Below are 22199 nucleotides of genomic sequence, written 5' to 3' on the forward strand. Positions count from 1 at the left end.
ATGTTCGTGACGAACATGTTCGTCGCGAGGAGCATGGCGTGGATCACACCGAGGTGCCACGATCAACGGCGGACCGATCCTCGGGGAGGCAGGCGGATGGCGGATTCCGCGGCGACGGCGTGGCACCAGCGCGCCCTCGCCGAGATCACCCGGTGGCCCTGGCTGCAGCGGCTCAACGACCAGGCGACCGCGGTGGTCGACCCGGTCTACGACCGCTTCCGCGGCAACCCGGTCGTCGAGGTCATGCACGGCGGCCGGTGGCTCGGGCACTCCCTGCACCCCGCGCTGAGCGACCTGCCGATCGGCTTCTGGTCCGCGACGCTGCTGCTCGACACGGCCGGGCAGGACGCGCCGGTCCGCGGGTCGCGCCTCGGGCCACGCCTCGACCCGTCGTCGACGCTCACCGCGGCCGGCATCGCCGCGGCCGCCGCGACGGCCGCCACCGGCGTCGCCGACTGGAACGTCAGCGACGCCGAGGACCGCCGGGTCGGGCTGTTCCACGGCCTGCTCAACGGGGCGGGCACCCTCATCCAGAGCGCCTCGCTCGCCGCCCGGCTGGCGGGCCACCGTCGCACCGGCCGCTCGCTCGGCGCCGTCGGCCTGGGCGTCACGATCGCCGCGGCCTACGTCGGCGGTCACCTCGTGCAGGGCCGCGCGGTGATGGTCAACCGGGTCGCCACCCACACCGGCCCGCAGCGCTGGGTCCGGGCGGTCGCCGAGGAGGACCTCCCCGACGGCGGCACGGCCGGCGTCGAGGTCGAGGGCCGGCAGGTCATGCTGTTCCGCCGCGACGGCGAGGTGCACGCCATCGACGACGTCTGCAGCCACGCCGGCGCGCTGCTGCACCGCGGCGAGGTGGACGGCTGCACCGTCGCCTGCCCGCTGCACTTCTCGGTGTTCGACCTGCGCGACGGCCACGTCGTGCGGGGTCCCGCGCACCACCCGCAGCCCGTGCTGCCCGCCCGCGTGCGCAACGGCTGGATCGAGGTCCGCGGCTCCGCGCCCGCGGGCCGGTCACGACGCCCGTCCACCTGACCCGGCACCCGAGAGGAACCACCATGGCCTGGGAAGCGGTCTCCGACACCGACCAGCTCGAGGAAGGCGACATGATGCTCGTCCACATGGGCGGGCAGCCGATCTGTGTCGTCCGGCTCTACGAGGACGAGGCGGTGGCGGTGCACAACACGTGCACCCACCAGCAGCAGCCGCTCAACGAGGGCTACCTCCAGGAGGACGACACCCTCATCTGCCCGGCGCACAACTCCCGGTTCGACCTGCACACCGGCGTCCCCACGGGCGTGCCGGCGGTCGACCCGATCCCGACCTACGCCTGCAAGATCGAGGACGGGGCGATCTGGGTCGACGCCGACCAGCAGACCAACGACGCGGCGATCCCCCACGCGCCCTACCACTAGGGCGCGGCGGCGACCGGCGCCTCGGCCAGGGGCACCGCACAGGACGCCGAGAACCCCTGCGACTCGATGCCGACGGCGACGTTGCTGCGCGTCGTGAGGTTGGCGAAACCGATCACCGCGGTCAGCTCCATCACCCCGGCCGGGCCGAGGTGCTCGAGCAGGCGCGCCACCATCGCGTCGGTCACCGTGGGCGGCGTGTCGGTCATGGCCTCGGCGTAGGCCAGCACGTCGCGCTCGAGCGGGCCGAACGCGTCGCTCTCGCGCCAGCGGGGCACCTGGCTCGCGACGGCGAGGTCCAGGTCCTCGTTCTGCGCCTGGAAGTAGCCGAGGTCCAGGCACCAGCTGCAGCCGATCTTCGCGGCCACCGCCATGTGCGCGTAGGTCTTCAGCCCCTGGTCGACCACGTTCCAGGACTGCACCTTCTGCCCGAAGCCCATGCTGGCCATGAGGACCTTGCGGTGGTGCCAGCCGACCTCGGCGGGCTCGGCGACCTGGCCGAACATGCGCCGACTCATCAGCTTCACCACCGCCCCCGTGACCCCGGTGAGCTCCTTCTTCGGTACGCGTGGCGACATCGTGTCCTCCCGGCTCGGTGCGTGCTCACGAGGAGGACGACGGGCGGGCGCCGGCCGTGACACCCCCGCGCACCGGGTAGTGCGTGCCGGCCGCCTTGACGGTGTGGATCACCGGCGCTGTCTCGACCGCCTGGACGCCCGGGAGGTCCGCGATCCGGGTGGTCAGGTAGCGGTAGAGCCCGGCCGCGTCCGCGCTGGCGACGCTCGCGGAGATATTGGCGCGCCCGGCCGTCGCGGCGGCGAACGGCACCTCGGGGTGCGCGGCGAGCGCCCGGCCCGCCGCGTCGAGGTGGGCCGGGGCGACCGTCAGGTACAGCATCGAGCGCAGCCCCAGCTCCATGACCTCGGGGGCCACGTCGACGTCGAGGTAGAGCAGCCCGCCCCCGCGCAGGTCGTGCAGCCGGCGCCGGACCGTCGACGCCGACGTCCCGCACGCCCGCGCCAGGTCCTCCACCGGCGCCCGGCCGTCGGCGCGCAGCAGCTCGAGCAGGCGACGGTCGACGTCGTCGAGCCGCGGGGCGGGGACGTCGGCGGGCACGTGCTCGGCCAGGCGCGCCACCTGCTCCTCGCTGAGCGCGCCCTGCTTGGTGAACGGCTCGCGGGCGCCGCCGTAGAACACGTGCAGCACCTCGTGGGCGCTGACGTCGAGGATTTGCGGCGTGCGCGGCAGCCGGTGCAGCAGCACCTCGTCGGCGGCCCGGCCGCGGGCCCGCAACGAGCAGGCGATCTCCGCGCCGCCGGAGACGAGCCCGATCCACGAGGTGTCGGGCCGGCGGGCGAGCGCATCGGCGATCTCGAGGCTCGCGTCCGGCGCGCAGCGCAGCCGCAGGTGCCACTGGTCGTCGCCGACGACCGTCGGGTCGCTGAATCCGACGACGCGCAGCGCCCGGGTGGAGCGCAGGCGGGCGTAGCGGCGGGCGACGGTCTGGTCGGAGACGCCGAGGACCTCCGCGACCCGGCGGAACGGCGCGCGCCCGTCGACCTGGAGCGCGTGCACGAGCGCGCGGTCGACGTCGTCGAATTCCTCCACCGCTCTGCCTCTCAGTGTCGATATCAGCCGGGTTTGGTCGCCTGGAGCGACTCTGCGCGCGCCGAATGTCGAACATGGTCGCCGAGACGGCGCCCGCCGTCGAGTCCCGCTCCCCGCTGAGGAGACAGTCATGCGTCCCTGGTGGCCCCTGGTGGCGATCTGCCTGGGCACCTTCGTGCTCCTGGTCGACGTCACGATCGTCAACGTCGCCCTCCCGCCGATCGCGACGTCGCTGGGCACGTCGTTCTCGTCGCTGCAGTGGGTGATCGACGGGTACGCGCTGGCCCTCGCCGCGCTGCTCATGGTCACCGGCACCCTGGCCGACCGGTTCGGGCGCCGCCGGCTCTACCTGGTCGGCCTCGCGGTGTTCGCCCTGTCCTCGCTGGCCTGCGGGCTCGCGCCGTCGGCGGGCGCGCTCGTCGCGGCGCGCGTCGCGCAGGGCTGCGGCGGGGCGGCGATGTTCGCGACGACCGCGGCGCTGCTCGCCGCGACCTACCAGGGCCCGCGGCGCGGGACGGCCTTCGGCGTGTGGGGCGCGGTCAACGGCCTCGCTGCCGCATGCGGGCCGCTGCTCGGCGGCCTGCTCACCGAGGCGTGGGGCTGGCGCGCGATCTTCCTGGTGAACCTCCCGGTCGTGGCGGTCGCCGTCGTGCTCACCCTCGCGGTGGTCACCGAGTCGTCGTCCGGTGCCGCCGGGCGGGTCGACGTCGCCGGCGCGGCGAGCTTCACGCTGGCCTCGGGCGCGCTGGTCTGGGGTCTCGTCTCCGCCGGGGAGCGTGGCTGGTCGGCGACCCCCACGGTGCTCGCCCTCGCGCTCGCCGCCCTCGCCCTGGTGGCGTTCGTCGTGGTGGAGCACCGGGTCGCGGCGCCGATGCTCGACCTGGCGCTGTTCGCCGACCGCTCCTTCGCCGCGCTCATGGTCGCCGCCGCGGTGCTGTCGGCGGCGGCGTTCGCCCACCTCGCGCTGGTGTCGCTGTGGTTGCAGTCGGTGCTGGGCCTGACGCCGATCCACGCGGGACTCGTGGCGCTGCCGCTGTCGCTGGCGTCGTTCACGGTCTCGGCGAGCGCCGGGCGTTTCCTGCACGGCGGGTCCCCTGCCCGCCCGGTGGCCGGCGGGCTGGCCCTCATCGGCGCCGGCGTGCTGCTGATGACGCTGGTCGGCCCGGGCTCGAGCCCCTGGGTACTGGCGCCCGGCCTGGTGGTCGCCGGGCTCGGGGTCGGGCTCGCGACGCCGGTGCTCGTATCGGCCACGCTGGCGGTGCTGCCACCGTGGCGGGCGGGCGTCGGGAGCGCCGCGGTGAACACCTTCCGCCAGCTCGGCCTGGCCGTCGGCCTCGCCGTGCTCGGCACGGTGTTCGCCGGCCGCATCGGGTCGGTGCTCGCGTCGGCGGGGGTGCCCGACGCCGACGGCCTCGCCGCCGCCGTCGCGGGGGGCGGCACGCCCGGTGTGCTCGCCGCGGCCCCGCCCGCCGCACGTCCCGGTTTGGAGAGGCTGCTGGGGACGGCGTTCCCGGCCGGGCTGGACACCGTGTTCCTCGTCGCCGGCCTCGCCGCGCTGGTGGCCGCCCTGCTGGTCGCGCTGCTCGTCCGCCCGGCCGCGCGACCCGAGCCGGCGCCGGAGCAGGGCACCAGACCGGCCCGCAGCGCCGCGTAGGGGGATCGCCGGTGCTCTCCACGTCGATCTTCCGAGCGTGTCAGGAGTGCTGTCGGGTCAGAACGGTGGCGGGTCGTCGTCGGGGTGGACGGCGGATGCGGTGACCTCGGGCTCGGTCAGTCCGGTGCGGCGTCGGTAGCGGGCGCGCCAGTCGGGGTGGTCGTCGTCGGTCCACGCGGCCCCGTCGTCGAGCAGCGGGCGCGGTCGGGCGGCGGGCCGCGGCACAGCCGGCTCGACGAGGATCTTCTTCGGTCGCGTGGTGTGGTGCACCCCGGCGCGGGTGCGCCACCGGAAGTGCCCGGGGTGGGGTTGGTGCAGGGTCCAGCCGCCGTGGTGTTTGGCGCGGTGGTGGTGGCGGTCCAGGACCCCGAGGTTCCAGTCCAGGCTGGGCCCGCCGAAGGCGTGGTCGAGGGTGTGGTCGAGGTCGGAGGACTGGGCCCGGCGGCGGCAGGCGGGGGCGACGCAGCAGCGGTCGCGGACCCGGGTCCAGCGGTCGATCTCGATCCGCGGCCGCCGCCGGTAGAGATCAGCGACGGTCGCCACCGGCGGTCCGCCCTCGCGGGGTAGCTCGACCAGCCTGGCCTGGAGCTCGGCGAGCAGCGCCGCCCACCGGCCGTGGTCGCGAGGGTCGAGGGCAGCGAGCAGTGTCGTCGGAACGTGGAGTTCGACGATCGCCCGGCACCGTTGCCCCGACCCGCCGGGTCGGGGCGGGTGTGGTCGCCGGCGGGCGAGCAGGACGTGCTGCAGGCGGCCCTGGTCGTCGGTGCACACCACCCGCCACTCACCCCCGAGATAGCGGGACAGCAGGGTGCGGGCGTGGTCGGCGAGGACGGTGCCGTAGCCGGGCACCTGGCCGGGCAGGTCATCCAGCCCCAGCGCGGTGGTGAGCCGCAGCCGCACCTCCCCGACCCCCGCGCGCACCCGCCCCGATCCGGGCTCGGGCCCGTCGAGCAGCGCTGGGAACGGCTCCGTCCCGCCAGGGAGATCGGGTAGGTCGAGCAGGCCCTGCTCGGGCTCGGTGCACTCGTCGGCACCACCCACCGCGCCGCCGAGGGGATCGGCGCCACTCGGGTCGGCTCCGGTGTGGTCACCGCGGTCGTCGCCACGAGCGCCGCCGGTCGAGCTGCTGTCGTCGTCAGGGCCGCGGTCGTCAGGGCCGCGGTCGCCAGGGCCGCGGTCGCCAGGGCCACCGGGGTCACCGGGGTCACCGGGGCCGCCATCGCTGGGGCTTCCATCGCTCGGCCCGCGGGGGCCGCCATCGCTCGGTCCGTCGGGGTCGTCGGGGTCGTCGGGGCCGCCGTCGCTCGGTCCCTCGGGGCCGGGGTCGTCGGGGCCGGGGTCGTCGCCGGGGGCGTGGTACTCCGCCGCCAGCAGGAGGGCCACACGGTGGTCGTCGAGGCCGGTTAGGGAGCCGTCGAGCAGCCGCTCGGCCACCTCCTTGCGCAACGTCCCGATCGGGGTCAGCACGCCGAGTCCGCGGATCGCGGCGGCGAGGGCGTCGACCCTGTCGCGCATCGCCAACCCCGACGTCGCCGCCACATCCACCAGCGACAAGGTCGCCGTGCCCGACGGGTTGGCCTGCAGGATCAACCGCCCGTTGCGCCGCGCCCTGGCTTCCCGGCGGGACGCCCAGCCCGGGTCGAGCTCGATCACCACCTGCTCGATGCGGTCGATCAACTCCCCCACCGTCATTCCTGCGGCGACGGGCAGCAGCACGTCACCGACATGACGAGCCAGGTCGTCGGGCACATCCCGGGTCCACTCACACAACCGCGACGCTCTGGCCACATCGAGCCGGCCCTCCCACACGGCTTCGCCGACCGCGGGGAGGCGCACCTCGAGATCGTCAGCGAGCCCCAGCTTGCGGGTGGCCATCGACCGCGACCAGCACAGCACCGCCGCGACCTCGTCGCCGGAGAACTCATCCACCCCGGAGAAGCGCTCCGTCGAGCCGGCGCGGGCGCGACCCAGGTGGTGCATCGCGGTCAACGTCCGGGACTCCGCGCGCGCCTGCTGACGCGCACACGCCCGCAGATACGCGGCCAGGTCCTCCCCGGCCAACGCCCCCGCCGACAGCCCCTCCAGTAGCGAGTCCAGCTCAGGGCCGGGCGCGAGACCGTCCAGGACCGCAGCCACCGCGAGGCGCTGATCCTGGTCGATGCTCACGAACAGAACGCTAGCCCCGAGCCCCGACAACGCCGGCCCCAGAACGGCCCGAACGACAGCCCTCGGAGGTCACGGAAAGATAACGATCCCCAGCTCATCAGCACGACGCTGGTGGCACTCTCGAAAGATCGAGATGGAGAGCCGCGGCCCCACGGAAGTCACGGCCCAGGCCGGCGCAGGAGACCGGACTACGGTTCACGGGTGACCCGCTACGTCTTCGTCGGTGCCGGGGCGATCGGGAGCGCGGTGGGCGGCTTCCTGGCGGACCGGGGCCACGACGTCCTGCTCGTGGCCCGCGGCGAGCACGCGCGGGTGATGGCCGAGCGGGGCGTGACCCTGCGCTGCCCCGACACCACGCTGACCGTGCCCGTCCCCGTCGTGACCACGCCCGAGCACGCCCGCCTCACCGGCGACGACGTCCTCGTGCTGACGACGAAGACCCAGCAGGTCGAGGCGGCCGTCGCCACCTGGGCGGACGTCCCGGTGCACGGGGCCGACGGGAGGGTCGCGGGGCGGGCCGGTGACCTGCTGCCGGTGCTCACGGCGCTCAACGGCGTGGCCAGCGAGGAGATCGCGCTGCGCTACGCCGAGCGCGTCTTCGCCGTCGGGGTGTGGTTCCCGACGGTCATGGTCGAGCCGGGCGAGGTCATGGTCCGGACCGCCCCCGACCGCGCCGTGTTCCACGTCGGCCGCTACCGCGGCACGCCGGACCCGGACGGTGACGCCCGGGTGCTGGACGCCCTCGAGCGCGACTGGACCCCGGCCGGGCTCCTGGTCAAGCGGCCGGAGGTGGTCATGGCGTGGAAGCACCGCAAGCTGCTCACCAACCTCGGCAACGCGCTGCAGGCCCTGCTCGGCGACACGGCCGGGGCGGGCGACCTCGCCGACGCGGCCGAGGCCGAGGCGCGGGCGGTGTTCGCGGCCGCCGGCGTGCCCGTCACCCCCGACGAGGAGGCATGGCCCGGGTGGGAGCCCGAGCGCGTCGCGATCCGCCCGGTCCCCGATGAGCCCGCGGTCATGGGCGGGTCCAGCTGGCAGTCGCTCGTGCGCGGCACGGGCAGCATCGAGACCGACTACCTCAACGGCGAGGTCGCCCTGCTCGCGCGCCGTGCCGGGCGGTCGGCGCCGATCAACGCGGGCCTGGCCGGGCTGGCCCGGCGCGCCGCCCGCGACGGGCGGGCGCCGGGCTCCACGACGGTCGACGAGCTCCGGGCGGCGCTCCTGCCCGGATGAGCCGTCAGGCCGGGTCCAGCACGAAGACGGGGATCTCGCGGTCGGTCTTCGCCTGGTACTCGGCGTAGCTCGGGAACGCCGCGACGGCGCGGTCCCACCACCGGGCCCGCTCGTCGCCGGAGACCTCGCGGGCCTCGTACGTGCCCGTCGCCGTCCCGTCCTGCAGCGTGACGCGCGGGTGGGCCTTGAGGTTGGCGTACCAGACCGGGTTCTCCGGCGCCCCGCCCTTGGACGCGACGACCGCGTAGCTGCCGTCGTGCTCCACGCGCATCACCGGCGTGTAGCGCAGCTTGCCGCTCTTCGCTCCCCGCAGCGTCAGCAGCACCACGGGCATGCCGCGGATGTCCACGCTCTCGGTGGTGCCGGTCTCGAGGATCGTCGTCGTCTGGTCCCGCACCCAGTCCGCCGGACTGAGCTCGACCTTCTCGTCGCTCACGTCCCGCAGAACCCGGGCGGCGTCGGGCTCATTCCGGCTCCTCCCCCGGCCGCAGCCGACCCAGGACCGAACGGCGTCACCTGGCCGGACGATCGGCCGCTTCCCACCGGTAGGAAGCCTGATTCACGATCAGCGGGGAAGGAGATCGGCATGGGAGCCGACGACACCGTCAAGAACCGGTCCAAGCAGGTCAAGGGCAAGGCCAAGGAGGTCACCGGGCAGGCCACCGGCAACAAGAAGATGGAGTGGAGCGGCAAGAAGGACATGGCCGCCGGCGAGATCAAGGAACGCAGCTCGTAGGTCCGACACCGCCGCGTCCGGGCGGGCACCATGGGTGCCGTGACGACCGGGACGCCGCGCACCGAGGCCGTCCTGCGCCTGCCGTGCCTCGGCCCCGAGCCGCTCGGTCTCGACCGGGCGCTCGACGCCGTGCGCGGCTACGCGCGGGCGACCCGGTGGCAGCGGATGCGGTCCCCCGGCGAGCCCGAGGGACACTGGATCCAGCTGCCCGCCTTCGGCTGGGCCCGCTTCGACGCGCGCCCCGCGGCGGCCGGGCGCGACGCCGACGTCCTGCTCGCCGAGGGCCTGCACGGGCGTCTCGACCGCGCCGGGTGGCACGAGGTGCACGACGCCCTCGGTCGCCTCGCGCCGCTGACCGACGCGCTGCGCGAGCGGGCGGCCGGGCGCTCCCTGTGGGAGCTGCCGGACGAGGAGCTCTCCGTGCTGGGTGAATCCGGGACGGTCGGGGCGCTGCTGCGCACCCTCGGCCGGGACGCCGGTCCGCACGCCCCGCACGTGCTCGCGGCCCTGCACCACCGCCACCCCGACCTCGTACCCCACCTCACCCGCACCACCCGCCGCGCGCTGCTGCCCCACCTCGAGGAGGGTGACAGCGGCGTCGAGGCCGTCGTGCACCGCGACCTGCGCGGCAACGCCGACGCGTTCGCGGAGCTGGAGGCCGCGGTCGCCGCCGCCCCCGACGGGGCGCGCCCCACCCGCCTGCGCCTGCACGACGTCCTGCTCTGGCTCACCACCACGCTGCGCCTCGCGCACGCCCAGGACGCGGGTCGCCGCCTCAGGGAGGAGTGAGCAGGAAGCGGTGGCGGTAGCGGTCGGCGACGACGAGCAGGGCGAGCTCGAGCACCACGGCGACGACCACCAGCTCGGCGTCGAGGTAGCCCAGCGCGACGTTGACCCCCGCCAGCGCGACGATCAGACCCACGCGGCACAGGCGGACGCCGACGCGATCGCGCCCGAGCAGCAGCGCGACGGCCGCCGCGAGCAGGAGCAGGCCCACCACCGCCTCCCCCGCCGACGCGACGACCAGCATCACCGGTCGGGAGCCGCGCGGGACCACCTGGTCGTCGAGGACGATGCTGACGTCCGGGTCGCTGCTGTAGAGGGCGAGCAGCACGACGAGCCCGACCAGCGACACGAGGCCCAGCGCCAGCGCGCCGGCCACGACGACGAGCCGGTGCAGCCAGCGCGGGACGAGCCGGGTCTCCGCCCGCCGCAGCGCCGCGACGACGGGCCGCCCGCGATGGTCGGGCTCCGCGACCGGGGCCGCCGCGATCACCGGCCGCAGCGCGCGGGCGTAGGCGACGAGGTCGGGGCGCGCCCCGGCTCCGGTTCTGTCCTCCTCGAGGGCGTCGAGGTCCGCGAGCAGGGCGGCCCGGTCGTCGGGGCGCAGCGGCCCGTCGGCGAGGTAGCGCGACCGGACCGCGACGGAGAACGCCAGCGCCCGGGGCCGGTCGAGCCGGGCCCGCCGCGCCAGGAGCGCGACCCCCAGGACGCCGAGCAGGACCGCGTAGATGATCGGGGCGGCGAGCGGGGTGAAGTAGTCGTTGCGGCGGGTGATGAACTTGCCGACCTCGTCGACGAAGAGCCCGGAGCCCGCGCCGACGAGGACCGCGGTGGCCGTCGGCACCCAGCGGTTGCTCCAGACCAGGGCGGTCAGCCCGCCGAGCATGAGCAGCAGGCCGCCCCACAGCGCGTGGGCCAGGTGGTACTCGCCGCCGCCGATCTGCGGGTAGCCGGTCAGAGCCAGGTAGAGCCGCGTGACCACCACCGTCACGCCGAACGCCACGGCCACGAGGCGCACGTTGCGGGCGGCGTCGTCGCGCGGCACCGGCCCGCCGCGGGCCCGCACCACCGCGGGTGCGTCCGGCACCGTCGTGGTCACCTCACCGCTCCGCGAGCCCGGCGTAGGTGTCCCGCAGCTCGCGCTTGAGGATCTTGCCGCTCGGGTTCTTGGGCAGCTCGTCGACGAGCACGACGTACTTGGGCGCCTTGAACCCGGCCAGGCGCTCGCGGGCGTGGGCGACGATCGCCGCCGGCTCGGCCGTCTCCCCCGCGCGCAGCACCACCGCGGCCGCGACCGCCTCGATCCACTCCGGGTGCTTCACCCCGAACACCGCGACCTCGCTGACGGCCGGGTGGGAGTAGATCGCGTCCTCGACCTCGCGGCCGGCCACGTTCTCGCCGCCGGTGATGATGATGTCCTTCTTGCGGTCGACGATCGTCAGGTAGCCCTCGGCGTCCATGACCCCGAGGTCGCCGCTGTGGAACCAGCCGTTCCGGAACACCTCGGCGGTCGCCTCCGGCTTGCCCCAGTAGCCGCGCATGGCGTGCGGGGTCCGGTGCACGATCTCGCCGACCTGCCCGACCGGCACCGGCTGGTCGTGCTCGTCGTGCAGCCGGGTCTCGACGTTGAGGCTCGCCCTCCCGGCCGTGCCCGCCTTCGTGATCTGCTCGGAGGGGAACAGCACGGTGGCGTTGGGCGCGAGCTCGGTCTGCCCGTAGTAGTTGAACAGCCGCACGTCGGGCAGGCGCCGGCCGAGCTCCTCCAGCACCGCGACCGGCATGATCGCCGCGCCGTAGTAGCCCTTGCGCAGCGACGACAGGTCGTAGCGGTCGAACGACGGCGAGCGCAGCAGGCGGATCCACACCGTCGGCGGGCAGAACATCTTGGTGATCCGCTCGGCCTCGACCGTCCGCAGGATGGTCTCGGGCTCCGCGGCGTCCACGACCACGCTCGTGGCGCCCAGGTACACGTCGGGCGTGAGGAAGTCGTGCAGCGCCGCGCAGTGGTAGAGCGGCAGCGCGTGCAGCTCGACGTCGTCGCGGTGGTACTCGCCGTCGACGATGTCGCTGACGTACTGGGCGATGAGGTTGCGGCTGGTCATGATCGCGCCCTTGGGCGCCGACGTGGTGCCGCTGGTGTAGAGCAGCTGGACCGGGTCGTCGTCGGCGATGTCGACGTCCGGCTCGGTGGCGTCGGGGTGCTCGAGGAGCCGGTCGAACGACGTCCAGCCCGGGCTGTGGCCGACGACCACGCCGAGTCTCACGGCCACGTGCGCGGCCCCGAACGTGTCGACCAGCGCGTCCTCGACGATCGCCGCCGTCGCGCCGCTGTCCTCCAGCACGTAGCGCACCTCGGCGGCGACGAAGTTGAAGTTCACCGGCACCGAGATCGCGCCGAGCCGGGCCAGCGCGAAGTAGGCGACGACGAACGCGTAGGAGTTGTGCGAGTAGATCGCGACGCGCTGGTTCCGGACGATCCCGCGCGCGGCCAGCGCGTTGGCGACGCGGTTCGCGTCGGTGTCCAGCTCGGCGAACGTCCGGCGCGTGTCGCGGTGGACCACGGCGAGCTTGTCCGGGTACTTGATCGCCGTCCGCGCCAGCAACGACCCGATGCCCTGACGCCGGGCCCGCACGACGTCGGGCGTCAGCGGCGGCAGGTACGCGTCGAGATCGTCCACCGCCTCACCTTGGCAGAGCCGGGGCCCCCGTGGTCATCACCGGGACGCCGGCCGGCGGCCGTAGCGGACGACCAGGGCGCGGCCCACCACGGCGCCGGCCGCGGCGAGCAGGGACAGCCCGACCAGGACGAGCAGGTAGGCCGCGAGCCAGACGTGCTTGAACACCTCGAAGTAGCCGTCGCCCAGCACGGCCGCCGCGACGAGGCCGAGCGCGGTGACGGCGGCGAGACCGGCGGCCACGCACCAGCGCGCCGCCGCGGGCTCCCGCCGTCGCCACCGCACCGAGGTCCCGGCCGCGACGAGGGCGAGCAGGACGAGGGCCGTCGGGAGCCAGGCGGGCCACGGGGTCGCGGCGAGGACCGCGCGGAACTCCGGTCCGCGGGACCCGGACCAGCCGGGGTCGCCGCCGGGGCCCGTGGGGCGGGCGGGGTCGCCGGGACCGGGGGCCAGGTACGCCAGGTCCGCCCGCGTGGTGGCCTGCAGGCCGACCCCGAGCCCCCGCAGCAGGGCGCCCGGGTGGCGCAGCAGCGCGGTGTGGGCGGCGGCGCGGGTGGTGTCGGCGTCGCCGATCGCGCGGACCCACCAGCCCGCGGTCGGGAGCGGCGGCCCGTTGAAGAACCCGTCGCCGGCGACGTCGGCGGCCTCCGGCGGCAGGCCGAGCTCCGCGGGTCCGTCGGGGCCGAGCTCGGGCAGCGCGAACGTGAAGACGACGTCGTGGACGTTGGCGCCGCCGTAGACCTGGTCCTGGAACGACGCGGCAGCCCCGATCGGGACGGCCACCGCGACGACCGTGACCGCGGCGAGCACGCGCCCGAGCCGCCGCCGGCGGCCCACCGCGACCGTCGCGCAGACGACGACCGCGCTGACGACGACCGGGGCGTAGCCCACCTTCGCGGTGGCGGCGACCCCGCCGCCGAGGGCGGTCAGGAGCAGCGCGACCGTGTGGGCGGCCCGCTGTCCGGCGTGCGTGACGAGCAGCGCGGCGACCCCGCACGCCGCCGCGAGCGTGCCGAGCAGGCCGGCGGGCTCCCCGTAGGTGGAGACGAAGAAGCGGGTGAAGGCCGGCAGCGCCAGCGGGGCGACCGGCACGACGAGCACCGCCGCGCGGCGCAGCCCCGAGGCCGAGGCGGCCCAGGCCGCGGCCCCGACGACGAGACCGACGAGCGCGGCGTACCACCAGCCGAGGGTCGGGAGCGCCATCGACCCGTCGCCGCCGAGCGTCGCGACGCGCAGCACGAGGGCGGCCGACGACGGCGTCGACATGCCGCACGTCGGGCCGGGGACCAGCGCGAAGTCCGTGACGACCCCGCCCTTCCAGGCCGCGATCCGGTCGACCGTGCGGGGGACCATCCCGAGACCGCAGAAGAGCCGGAACCCGTCGCCGTTGTCCTCCACCCCGAACGTCCGGCCGGTGTGGAGCCCGAGGGTCAGGACGACGAGCGCCGCGGCGGCCGACCCCGCGCCGAGGCCGAGGGCGATCCGGCGGGCCCTCACGGCGCGGCGACGAGCGTCCGGGCCGGTGCCCCGGGCTCGGCGTGGGCGACCGGCCGGCGGGCGCACACCGCCCACAGGGCGAACGGCACCGCCGCGGCCCCCAGCGTCAGGTCGAGCTCGGCGGCCGGACCGCCCGCCAGCCGCCGGGCCAGGGACAGCACCGACGGGGCGAACAGGACGGCCGCGCAGCACCAGGCGGCGGCGCTCGGCGAGGACGGGCGGACGAGCACGAGCGCGGCGAGCAGCACCGCCACCGCCACCAGCCCGACCACGACGATCGCGGGCGTCAGCCCGCGCTCCCCCGTCACCTTCGCGGCAACGTGCCACGGCGAGAACCGCGCCGACCCGCCGACCAGGAACGGGACGATCAGCAGCACCCACACCGCGGTCGCCGTCGTCCCGACCACGGCGGCGCGCCGCCGCCCGGCGACGGCCCCGACCGTCGCGACCACCACCACGACGACGAGGGCCAGGTGCGGGCGGGTGCAGGTCGCGATCCCGAGGGCCGTGCCCGCCGCGACGAGCGTCGCCGTCGACGCGCGCCCGGCCACCGCGAGGGTCCACGCCACCGCCGCGACCGCGGGGACCGTGCCGGTCACCAGGTCGTCCCCGACCACGAACTCCCGCACGACCTCGAGGCCGCCGAGCACCGTCACGCTCCACAGCACGGTCGGCGCCGGCCGGGGCCACGGACCCCGGTGGAGCAGGGGCAGCAGGAGCAGCGTCCAGACGACGTTCTGCCACGCCGCGGCGCCGGTGAGCAGGACCGCCGGCGCGGCCAGGAGCAGCGCGCCGGGCAGCGGGGTGATCGGGTTGCCGAGGTAGGTGAGGCCCTCGTAGGGGTAGCGGCCGTCGGCGAGCCGGGTGACGGCGACGTCGAGGGCGTCGGCCCGGTCGCTGCCCACCCCGAGCGCGTGCGCGTACGCCTCCGGGACGCCGAGGACGAACAGCGCCACGAGGGCCGTGGCGACGACGGCGACCGCGGCCGGCAGCACCCAGGCGGGGGCTCCGGCGACCGCCCGGGTCAGCACCGGCACGCCCGCGACGACCACCAGCACGGACGCGACGGCGTAGCCCACGCCGGCGGCCACCCCGCCGAGGTTGGTCGCCGAGTGCCACGAGACGACGGCGAGGACCACCGCGAGGGCGAGCCTGGCCCGGACCACCCTCGCCCTCACCGCCCCTCCGACGCTCGCGGCACCGTAGCGGGCGGCGCCGAACGTCCCGCCGACGGTCTTCCCTCCGCCGCCGGGAGCGCCACACTGTGACCATGGTGCTGCGGGCCCGGGACGTCATGACCTCGCGCGTGGTGTCGGTCCGGCCGGACACGACGCTCGAGCGGGCGCGCTACCTGCTGACCGAGAACCGCTTCAGCGCGCTCCCGGTCGTCGACGACCGCCACCGGCTCATCGGGATCATCTCGACGTTCGACCTCCTGCGGGCCGAGGCGTCCCCGCGCGACGCCTCGACCGTGGGCGAGGTGATGACCCCCGACCCGCTCTCGCTCGCCCCCGACGCGACCGTCCCCGTCATCTCCCACCGCCTGCGGGAGTACGGGGAGATGCGCGTGATGCCGATCGTCGAGGGCGGGCGCGGCGGGATGCTGGTCGGCGTCGTGTCGCGCGGCGACCTGCTCACCCCCGAGCCGTCCGGCGGGCCGGTCGGCCGCTTCGTGCAGCGACGCCGGCGCGGCGGGCGGGCCGGCGCCCCGCTGCCGGGCGCGTCGGACGTCCGCACGGGCCCGACCGTCGCGGACATCATGACCCCGTACGAGCAGGTGTACGACCTCACCGAGGACATGCCCGTCACCACCGCGGCCGCCCTGCTGCGCGAGTACCGGATCACGGCGATGCCGATCCTCACCGAGGACCGCCACGTCCTCGGCATCCTCAGCGAGGCCGACCTCGTGCCCGACACGCTCTCGGGTCGCCGCACCGCGCCCCCGAGCACCGTTGGTGGCGCGATGACCCAGGAGGTCACGTGCGTGCGGGACACGTGCTCGGTGTCCGACCTCGCCCACTCGATGGCCTCGAACCGGCTGCGGACCCTGCCGGTCGTCGACCACGCGGGGCGGATGGTGGGGATCGTCAGCCGCGGCGACGTCCTGCGGGCGACGGCACCCGTCGGCGACGGCTCCTGAGCCGAGTGGGGGCTCAGGCCGTCACCAGCGGGCGGACGCGCTCGGCGACGACCATCGAGGTGGCGCACGGGGTCCCGCAGGGGCCAGAGGAGGACCGTGCCGGCCCCGGCGGCGGCGTACGCGGAGAGCACGCGCGCGCAGTGCTCGACGGAACCGATCGGCAGGTCGACGGCGAGACGCTCCGGGTCACGCCGGAGCAGGGGCGCGAGCAGCTCCTCGACCACGCGGTGCGCGGCGGTCGGATCGTCGGTGACGTACAGCCAGGTCGTGGCGACCAGGTCGCCGACCGTGGCCGGGTCCCGGCCGACCGCCCGCAGGTGGGCGTCGAGCTCCGCCCTCCGGTTTCGGAAGCGGGCGGGATCGGTGTTGTAGGCCGACGCCAGCCAGCCGTCGGCGTCGCGGGCCAGCGCCCGCAGACGCGTCGGGGAGCCCCAGCTGGCCGACCACAGCGACACCGCCTCCGCGACGGGCGCGAGCCGGGCCTCCTCCACGGCGTGATAGAAGCGCCCGCCCGCCGCCGCCTCGCCCGTCAGCAGCGCCCGGACGAGCCGGAAGGCCTCGTCGAACCGCGCCCACCGCTCCTCGAACGGGAGCCCGACCAGCTGGTGGTCCTCGCGCGACGAGCCGGGGCCCAGTCCCGCCACGACCGGCCCGTCGGCCATCGCCGCGAGCGACGCCAGCGCCTTGGCCAGCACCACGGGGTGACGGATCGTCGGCAGGGCGACGCTGGTCACGAGCCGCAGCCGTGCGCTGTGGGCGCTCACCGCGGCGAGGGCGGTGAGCCCGTCGAGCCACGGGGTGCGCCACACGAGGTGGTCGTTCGCGGCGACCGCGGCGAAGCCCAGCTCGGCGGCCACCGCGGTGTAGGTCCGGAGCTCCCGCCCGGACGGTAGGCCCTCGCCCAGGTCGGCCAGCGGCAGGTGGACGCCGAGCTCCATCAGCCCACCGCCGCCCCGGTCACGACGGGGATCGTCCTCCGTGGCCCGCCGACGTTCCAGGGATTCAGGGCGCGGTGATGCGCAGCCCGTCGAGCATCACCGACGTCGCCGGGCCGGTGTCGCGGTAGACGCCCTGCTTGAGGTAGTTCTCGTCGCTGGTCATCGTGGCCCGCGCGACCCGCGGGACCGTGCAGGCGCCGTTCTCCCAGCCCTCCACGAAGCCCTCGTCGTGGTCGCGGGAGAACCGGACGTGCAGCGTGTAGTCGACCCACTCGCCGCGCCGGACGGGCCCGAGCGTGCGCCGCGGCTCGTCCCGCAACCCGTCGCCGCCGATCTGGACGTCACCGTCGTTGCTGACGGTGATCGCCAGCGGCGGCGAGCCCGACCCCGCGTGCCACTGCATCACGATGAACCAGACACCGGTCGGGTTCGGGAAGTCCGCCGGGAACTTCATCGACCACTGGTACCAGCGCTCGTCGCCCTCGCGGACGGTCGCGCCCGCGGCGTCCGACCGCACCTCGGCCCGCTCGCCGCCGCCGAAGTCGGGGACGTCGCCGGGCGCCACGTCGAAGCGCGCGGCGTACCGGCCCTGGCGGACGTCGTCGTCGACCACCCGCATCGTCCGGTCGCCGCGCCCGAAGCCGGCGCACCGCGAGTTGGTGGTCGCGGTCTGGCAGACGTCCCACTGGCTGAAGTCGCCGGTCTCGTAGTCGCCGCGGAACAGCTCCCGCGGCCCGACCGGGACCACGGGGTTCTCGCGGTCGTTCGGGTAGTCGGTGGCCGGGTCGGTGGGCGGTGTCGGCGACGTGGTCGGCTCCCCGGGCGTGGTGGTGGGCGTGGTGCTCGGCGTCGTGGGCGGGTCGGTCGGCGGCGGGGGCTCGAAGCCCTCGTCGTACCGCGACCGGGGGTCGGGCGGGGGCGTCGGCGTCGGGGTCACGGCCCCCGCCGCGGGGGCGAGCCCCAGTGTGAGCCCCACGGCGACGACGAACACGAGCGTGCCCGCCAGACGACGACCCCGAGCACCCGACACCGCACGCCTCCCGCCGTCGGACGGGACGCCCAGCGCCTCCCGATCTCCCGGGGATCGACCATGGCGCGCGGGACGCGTGAGGCGCGAGTGTCGGATGTGACGAGTGGCCGGTGGGGTGACTTACAGGGACGTGGTTCAGCTGCTCGGGTGGCCGCCCGCTCGTCACGACCCCGCGTCGTGGTCGGGTGTGCGCTCGAAGGTCAGCATGGACGCCCCGGACGGCGGCTCCGCGGGCGACTCCGCGGGCGACTCCCCGGTCGACTCCCCCGTCGACTCCCCGGTCGACTCGTCGGCAGGTGGCTCCGCGGTCGGTTCGGCGGTCGGTTCCGCGGTCGGCTCGGTGGGCGACGCCGCCGTCTCGTCGGTGGGCGACTCCGCCGGCGACTCCGCCGGGGCGACCCGGGCAACGCTCGGCGCGGGGGTGTCGGAGACGGTGCCGTCGGCCCCGTCCTCGGTCGCCGGGGCGACCGCCGCATCCAGGGCGCTCCCGCCGGCGACGCGGGCGCTGCCGGTGGCACGGGCGGGCAGGTCCGAGGACGCCGCCGCGAGCGCGACGGTCGCGGCGTCCCCGCGGAGGGTCGCCGTCCCGTCCCCGCGGGGCGAGGACGTGCCGTCGGACGCGTCCGGGGACCCGAGGATCGCCGCCTCCACGCGGTCGCGGAGCCAGGCGTCGGCGGAGACCGACGACCGCAGCATCTCCTGGGCGGCGCGCAGGGCGGGCCAGGCCCCGGCCAGCGCGGGCTCCGACGCCGGCGCGGCCCGCAGCGCACCCATGGCCGCGCGCAGCGCGTCCCGGTGCTCCACCAGCTCCCCCCGGCGCGCGAGCAGGGCCACGACCGCCTCGGGCGACGGGCCGCCGAGCCGCGCCGCCGGGGACGCGTCCCACCGTCGCCGGAGATCGTCGCTGCGGCCGAGCTCGCCCTCGACGCCCGCCAGGACGGGCACGGCCTCCCGCGTCCACGCCGCGCTCCGGGCCAGGAGCGCCCGATCGTCGGCCGATCCGGAGGAGGTGTCCGGCGTCGGACCCGAGGCCGCGTGGAGCACCGCGCCACCCGCCAGCGCCGCGGCGACGAGGGCGCCGAGGGCCACCGCGCGCCGCGGCGCCGGTCCACGCCCGGCCCGCCGGCCCGGCCTGGCCGCGACGGACCGGCTCTCGGGCAGGTACCCCCGCCACCCGGGCATCTCGTGTCGACCGTGGTGCACAGACATGCCCGTCGGACCTCCCCCGGATCGCGTGGCGGGGTCACCCTCCCCTCGCCGCCCGCGCCGGCGGAAGCGTTCTGCGCCGATCTCGGCCGAATGACCGCCGGATCACGGATCGATCACGGCACCCGGCGCAACGCTCCCCCGCGAACGGGTGTCCGGTCAGTCGACCGTCTTGCCCGTGGTGTCCGCCCGGCTCCGGCTGGGCTGCACGCGCTTCGGCTCGCCGGGCATCTTGGGGTACTCGGGCGGGTAGGGCAGGTCGCCGAGGTCATGGTCGCGCTGGTCGCGCTCGACCCACTCGAGCGCGGTCTCGAGGCTGCCGGGGTGGTCGTGCAGGCCCGCGAAGAGGTCACCGCGCTCGGCGAGCACGCCGGCGGCGGTGAGGACGTCGAAGTCGTCGGGGTCGACGTCGGGCAGGTCGTCCCAGGTCAGCGGCATCGAGACCGTGGCCCGGGGCGTGCCCCGCACCGACCAGGCCGAGGCGATCGTGCGGTCGCGGGCGGCCTGGTTGTAGTCGAGGAACACGCGCTCGCCGCGCTCCTCCTTCCACCAGTCCACCGTCGCCTCCGACGGGATGCGCCGGCAGACCTCGCGGGCCAGGGCGATCACCGCGCGGCGGACGCCGACGAAGTCCCACTCCGGGCGCACCGGGACCAGCACGTGGATGCCGCGCCCACCGGAGGTCTTCGGGCGTCCCGCCAGGCCGGCGTCGTCGAGCACCTCGCGCAGCACCCCGGCCACGCGCACCGCGTCGGCGAAGTCCGTCCCCGGCTGGGGGTCGAGGTCGATGCGCAGCTCGTCGGGCTGGTCGACCTCCCCGCGGCGCACCGGCCAGGGGTGGAAGTCGAACGTGCCGAGGTTCGCCGCCCACGCCGGGACGGCCGTGACCGTGGGACAGATCTCCGTGGCGGGCCGCCCGCTGGGGAAGCGGACCTCGACGGTCTCGACCCAGTCGGGCGCGCCCTTCGGCACGCGCTTCTGGTAGAAGAACTCGCCCGTCACGCCGTCGACGAAGCGCTTGAGGTGGGTCGGCCGCTCGTAGAGCACCCCGAGCAGCGGCTCGCGGACCGCGACGTAGTACTCGACGACCTGCCGCTTCGTGATGCCGCGGTCGGGAAAGTAGATCTTGTCGGGGTTGGTGACGCGGACGGTCAGCCCGTCGACGTCGATCTCCTCGGCCGGGGACTTCGCCACCGACGCAGGCTAGCGAGGCGGGCTAGCCGGACACACCCGACTCGTCGGCCGTGCGCAGCCGGTCGGCGAGGGACTGCAGCTCCTCGCGCAACCGGACGAGCTCGGCGAACTCGAGGCCCGTCTCGGTCTGCACCCGCCGCTGCACGGCCATCACCGGCTCGCGCAGCGCCTCGCCGTCCGGCGTGCAGGACACCTCGACGGTGCGCTCGTCCTCGGGGCGGCGGCGGCGCACCACCCGTCCGCGCTCCTCGAGGCGCTGGAGCAGCGGCGAGAGGGTGCCGCTGTCCAGGTGCAGCTCGCGGCACAGGCGGCCCATCGTCGTCGGTCCGTGCTCCCAGAGGACCAACAGGACGACGTACTGGCTGTAGGTCAGCCCGAGGGGCGCGAGGCCCCGTCGGTACGACGCCGCGATGGCCCGCGAGGCGTCGTGCAGCGCGAAGCACAACTGTGCGTCGAGCGTCGTGCACGCCGTGGTCTCGGTGCTCATGACTCCAGGGTAGGCCCGCCGTGAAGGGGGGCGGGTTACCGTGGGTCGATGAGTTCGCCCGAGATGCCCCGTGAGGGGGAGCCGAGCGGCCCTCCGGGGCGGTTCGCGGAGGACCTCGTGGGCCTGGATCCGGACGATCCCGAGGCCCGCGCCTTCGCCGCACACCTCGACCGGATGGAACGCGTGGGCCCGGCCGCGTTCACCGTCGAGGGCCAGTTGGCCGGCGTGCGCGACTTCGCCGAGTCGGCCAACCGGGCCGACGGCCCGCGCCGCCTGGCGGCGGTCGTGCTGGTCGCCCTGGTGCTGCTGGGCACCGGTTTCGTGATCTTCGAGGCACTCGAGGTCGTGCTCAGCACGGCGCTCTAGGGGCCGGAACACCGCCGTGGCGGAAAGGGTTGAACGGGACATGAGCAGCAACGCATCGATCGGCACCCCCAAGGTCAGCAAGTCGGACGCCGAGTGGCGCGAGCAGCTCACGCCCGCGGAGTACCAGGTGCTGCGCCAGGCCGGGACCGAGCGCCCGTTCACCGGCGAGTACGACGAGGTCTTCACCGAGGGCGTGTACCACTGTCGCGCCTGTGACGTGGAGCTCTTCCGCTCCGACACGAAGTTCGCCTCGCACTGCGGCTGGCCGTCGTTCTACGCCCCCTCGGCCGACGACAACGTCATCCTCCGCGAGGACCGCTCGATGGGCATGACGCGCGTCGAGGTCCTGTGCGGCACGTGCCACTCCCACCTCGGCCACGTCTTCAGCGGCGAGGGCTACGGCACGCCCACCGACCAGCGCTACTGCATGAACTCGGTGAGCCTGCGGCTCGAGCCCACGGCCTGACCGAGCCCGACCCGGCCCAGCGCCTCGGCGCTGGGCCGTTCAGCGTAACAGGCCTACCCCGGGATGAGGCATTCGGCGTCTGCGCCCGTGGCCGTGACCACCCGGGGCAGAGCCGGACGTCCGACGATCGTTAGCGTCGTGGTCCGGCCTGCCCGCCTGCCCGCGTGCAGAGAGGACGATGTCGTCGATGGCCCACCCCACCCGACCCGGGACCGCTCCCCAGCACGTGCGCCGGCCGCACCCCCTGGCCGGCCGCCTCCCGCGGTTCGACGAGAGCGTGCAGTACGACGTCATCCGCGACAACCTCATGCCCGAGGAGCACATCGACGGCGTCTACGCGAGCAGCAGCGCGATCGCGCTGTGCGGGATCACCAACCGCCGCGTGATCCTGCTCGACACCGCGTTCCCCGGCGCCCGTGCGGCGCTGATCACGGCGCCCTACAGCCGCATCACCACGGTCGCGTACGTGTCGACCGAGGACGAGCCGATCTACTCGAGCACCGTCGCGATCCAGATCGGCCGGACCTTCTACGAGGTCACCTGCCGCGGCGAGGAGCAGGCGGCGGAGATCCACGACCTCGTGACGTGGCACCTCATCGAGCACTGAG

Annotated in this window: 22 protein-coding genes and 1 pseudogene; 10 read left to right on the top strand and 13 right to left on the bottom strand. The window is 75.3% G+C overall.

The annotated features are described in order from the left end of the window. Positions 1-96 precede the first annotated feature (96 nt). Positions 97-1035 carry a Rieske (2Fe-2S) protein gene (locus tag ABD994_RS18140; protein WP_345417929.1) on the top strand — a complete coding sequence of 313 codons (939 nt, stop codon included), beginning with the start codon at positions 97-99 and terminating at the stop codon, positions 1033-1035. A gap of 23 nt (positions 1036-1058) precedes the next feature. Then, complete coding sequence (locus ABD994_RS18145; protein WP_345417932.1) at positions 1059-1415, top strand: Rieske (2Fe-2S) protein; 357 nt, start codon at positions 1059-1061, stop codon at positions 1413-1415. On the opposite strand, the gene ABD994_RS18150 is transcribed toward ABD994_RS18145, so the two are convergent. Both ABD994_RS18150 and ABD994_RS18155 read right to left on the bottom strand, forming a co-directional pair. Next, the gene (locus ABD994_RS18150; protein WP_345417935.1) at positions 1412-1990 is read right to left on the bottom strand and encodes a carboxymuconolactone decarboxylase family protein; all 579 of its coding nucleotides are present in this window, start codon (positions 1988-1990) and stop codon (positions 1412-1414) included. The genes ABD994_RS18145 and ABD994_RS18150 overlap by 4 nt on opposite strands. A gap of 25 nt (positions 1991-2015) precedes the next feature. After that, a complete protein-coding gene (locus ABD994_RS18155; RefSeq protein ID WP_345417938.1) occupies positions 2016-3020 on the bottom strand; it encodes an Lrp/AsnC family transcriptional regulator in 1005 nt (334 codons plus the stop codon). Positions 3021-3150: 130 nt separating this feature from the next. Here ABD994_RS18155 and ABD994_RS18160 point away from each other — a divergent pair, with 130 nt between their 5' ends. After that, positions 3151-4674, top strand: coding sequence for an MFS transporter (locus ABD994_RS18160; protein ID WP_345417941.1), 1524 nt, complete (start codon positions 3151-3153; stop codon positions 4672-4674). Between the two features lie 57 nt (positions 4675-4731). Here ABD994_RS18160 and ABD994_RS18165 read toward each other — a convergent pair whose 3' ends face one another. Next, on the bottom strand, positions 4732-6840 hold the full coding sequence (locus ABD994_RS18165) for an HNH endonuclease signature motif containing protein (RefSeq protein WP_345417944.1): 2109 nt from the start codon (positions 6838-6840) through the stop codon (positions 4732-4734). A gap of 201 nt (positions 6841-7041) precedes the next feature. Between ABD994_RS18165 and ABD994_RS18170 the strand changes: the two genes are divergently transcribed. Next, positions 7042-8073 (top strand): ketopantoate reductase family protein, encoded by a 1032-nt coding sequence (locus ABD994_RS18170; protein ID WP_345417947.1) that lies wholly within the window; start codon positions 7042-7044, stop codon positions 8071-8073. A gap of 4 nt (positions 8074-8077) precedes the next feature. Here ABD994_RS18170 and ABD994_RS18175 read toward each other — a convergent pair whose 3' ends face one another. After that, complete coding sequence (locus ABD994_RS18175; protein WP_345417950.1) at positions 8078-8509, bottom strand: nitroreductase family deazaflavin-dependent oxidoreductase; 432 nt, start codon at positions 8507-8509, stop codon at positions 8078-8080. 150 nt (positions 8510-8659) lie between these two features. Here ABD994_RS18175 and ABD994_RS18180 point away from each other — a divergent pair, with 150 nt between their 5' ends. Together ABD994_RS18180 and ABD994_RS18185 are read left to right on the top strand one after the other, a co-directional pair. Then, complete coding sequence (locus ABD994_RS18180; protein WP_345417953.1) at positions 8660-8809, top strand: CsbD family protein; 150 nt, start codon at positions 8660-8662, stop codon at positions 8807-8809. Between the two features lie 39 nt (positions 8810-8848). Further along, entirely contained in the window at positions 8849-9598 is a 750-nt protein-coding gene (locus ABD994_RS18185) for a hypothetical protein (protein ID WP_345417955.1), read from the top strand. Here the strand turns inward: ABD994_RS18185 and ABD994_RS18190 are convergent. Genes ABD994_RS18190 through ABD994_RS18205 form a run of 4 tightly spaced genes read right to left on the bottom strand, consistent with a single transcriptional unit; the run spans position 9585 to position 14930 of the window. Further along, entirely contained in the window at positions 9585-10691 is a 1107-nt protein-coding gene (locus ABD994_RS18190) for a hypothetical protein (protein ID WP_345417958.1), read from the bottom strand. The genes ABD994_RS18185 and ABD994_RS18190 overlap by 14 nt on opposite strands. Before the next feature lies 1 nt (position 10692). Then, positions 10693-12270, bottom strand: a complete 1578-nt coding sequence (locus tag ABD994_RS18195; protein WP_345417961.1) for a fatty acyl-CoA synthetase — start codon at positions 12268-12270, stop codon at positions 10693-10695. Positions 12271-12306: 36 nt separating this feature from the next. Then, complete coding sequence (gene wsfD / locus ABD994_RS18200; protein WP_345417964.1) at positions 12307-13764, bottom strand: glycan biosynthesis hexose transferase WsfD; 1458 nt, start codon at positions 13762-13764, stop codon at positions 12307-12309. Beyond that, the gene (locus ABD994_RS18205) at positions 13761-14930 is read right to left on the bottom strand and encodes a hypothetical protein (protein WP_345417967.1); all 1170 of its coding nucleotides are present in this window, start codon (positions 14928-14930) and stop codon (positions 13761-13763) included. Before ABD994_RS18205 ends, wsfD begins: the two co-directional genes overlap by 4 nt. A 104-nt stretch (positions 14931-15034) precedes the next feature. Here ABD994_RS18205 and ABD994_RS18210 point away from each other — a divergent pair, with 104 nt between their 5' ends. After that, a complete protein-coding gene (locus tag ABD994_RS18210; RefSeq protein WP_345417971.1) occupies positions 15035-15904 on the top strand; it encodes a CBS domain-containing protein in 870 nt (289 codons plus the stop codon). Between the two features lie 215 nt (positions 15905-16119). On the opposite strand, the pseudogene ABD994_RS31700 reads toward ABD994_RS18210, so the two are convergent. The 5 genes and pseudogenes from ABD994_RS31700 to ABD994_RS18230 form a co-directional block, all read right to left on the bottom strand. Then, a pseudogene (locus tag ABD994_RS31700) lies at positions 16120-16842 on the bottom strand (LLM class flavin-dependent oxidoreductase); the annotation flags it as partial. Between the two features lie 64 nt (positions 16843-16906). After that, a complete protein-coding gene (locus tag ABD994_RS18215; protein WP_345417973.1) occupies positions 16907-17872 on the bottom strand; it encodes a polysaccharide lyase family 20 protein in 966 nt (321 codons plus the stop codon). A gap of 162 nt (positions 17873-18034) precedes the next feature. Next, positions 18035-19054, bottom strand: coding sequence for a prolipoprotein diacylglyceryl transferase (locus ABD994_RS18220; RefSeq protein ID WP_345417976.1), 1020 nt, complete (start codon positions 19052-19054; stop codon positions 18035-18037). Positions 19055-19237: 183 nt separating this feature from the next. Next, positions 19238-20272: a non-homologous end-joining DNA ligase gene (gene ligD / locus ABD994_RS18225; RefSeq protein WP_345417979.1), complete on the bottom strand. Its 1035-nt coding sequence runs from the start codon at positions 20270-20272 to the stop codon at positions 19238-19240. Between the two features lie 22 nt (positions 20273-20294). Then, a complete protein-coding gene (locus ABD994_RS18230; RefSeq protein ID WP_345417982.1) occupies positions 20295-20759 on the bottom strand; it encodes a MarR family winged helix-turn-helix transcriptional regulator in 465 nt (154 codons plus the stop codon). Between the two features lie 48 nt (positions 20760-20807). Here ABD994_RS18230 and ABD994_RS18235 point away from each other — a divergent pair, with 48 nt between their 5' ends. From ABD994_RS18235 to ABD994_RS18245, 3 genes are all read left to right on the top strand, one after another. Next, positions 20808-21125, top strand: a complete 318-nt coding sequence (locus tag ABD994_RS18235; RefSeq protein WP_345417985.1) for a hypothetical protein — start codon at positions 20808-20810, stop codon at positions 21123-21125. A 40-nt stretch (positions 21126-21165) separates the two neighbouring features. Further along, complete coding sequence (msrB, locus tag ABD994_RS18240; RefSeq protein WP_345417988.1) at positions 21166-21591, top strand: peptide-methionine (R)-S-oxide reductase MsrB; 426 nt, start codon at positions 21166-21168, stop codon at positions 21589-21591. A 187-nt stretch (positions 21592-21778) separates the two neighbouring features. Then, the gene (locus ABD994_RS18245; protein ID WP_345417991.1) at positions 21779-22198 is read left to right on the top strand and encodes a hypothetical protein; all 420 of its coding nucleotides are present in this window, start codon (positions 21779-21781) and stop codon (positions 22196-22198) included. The last annotated feature ends 1 nt before the right edge of the window (position 22199 follow it).

Source organism: Actinomycetospora chlora, from assembly GCF_039542135.1.
Taxonomy (GTDB): Bacteria; Actinomycetota; Actinomycetes; order Mycobacteriales; family Pseudonocardiaceae; genus Actinomycetospora; species Actinomycetospora chlora.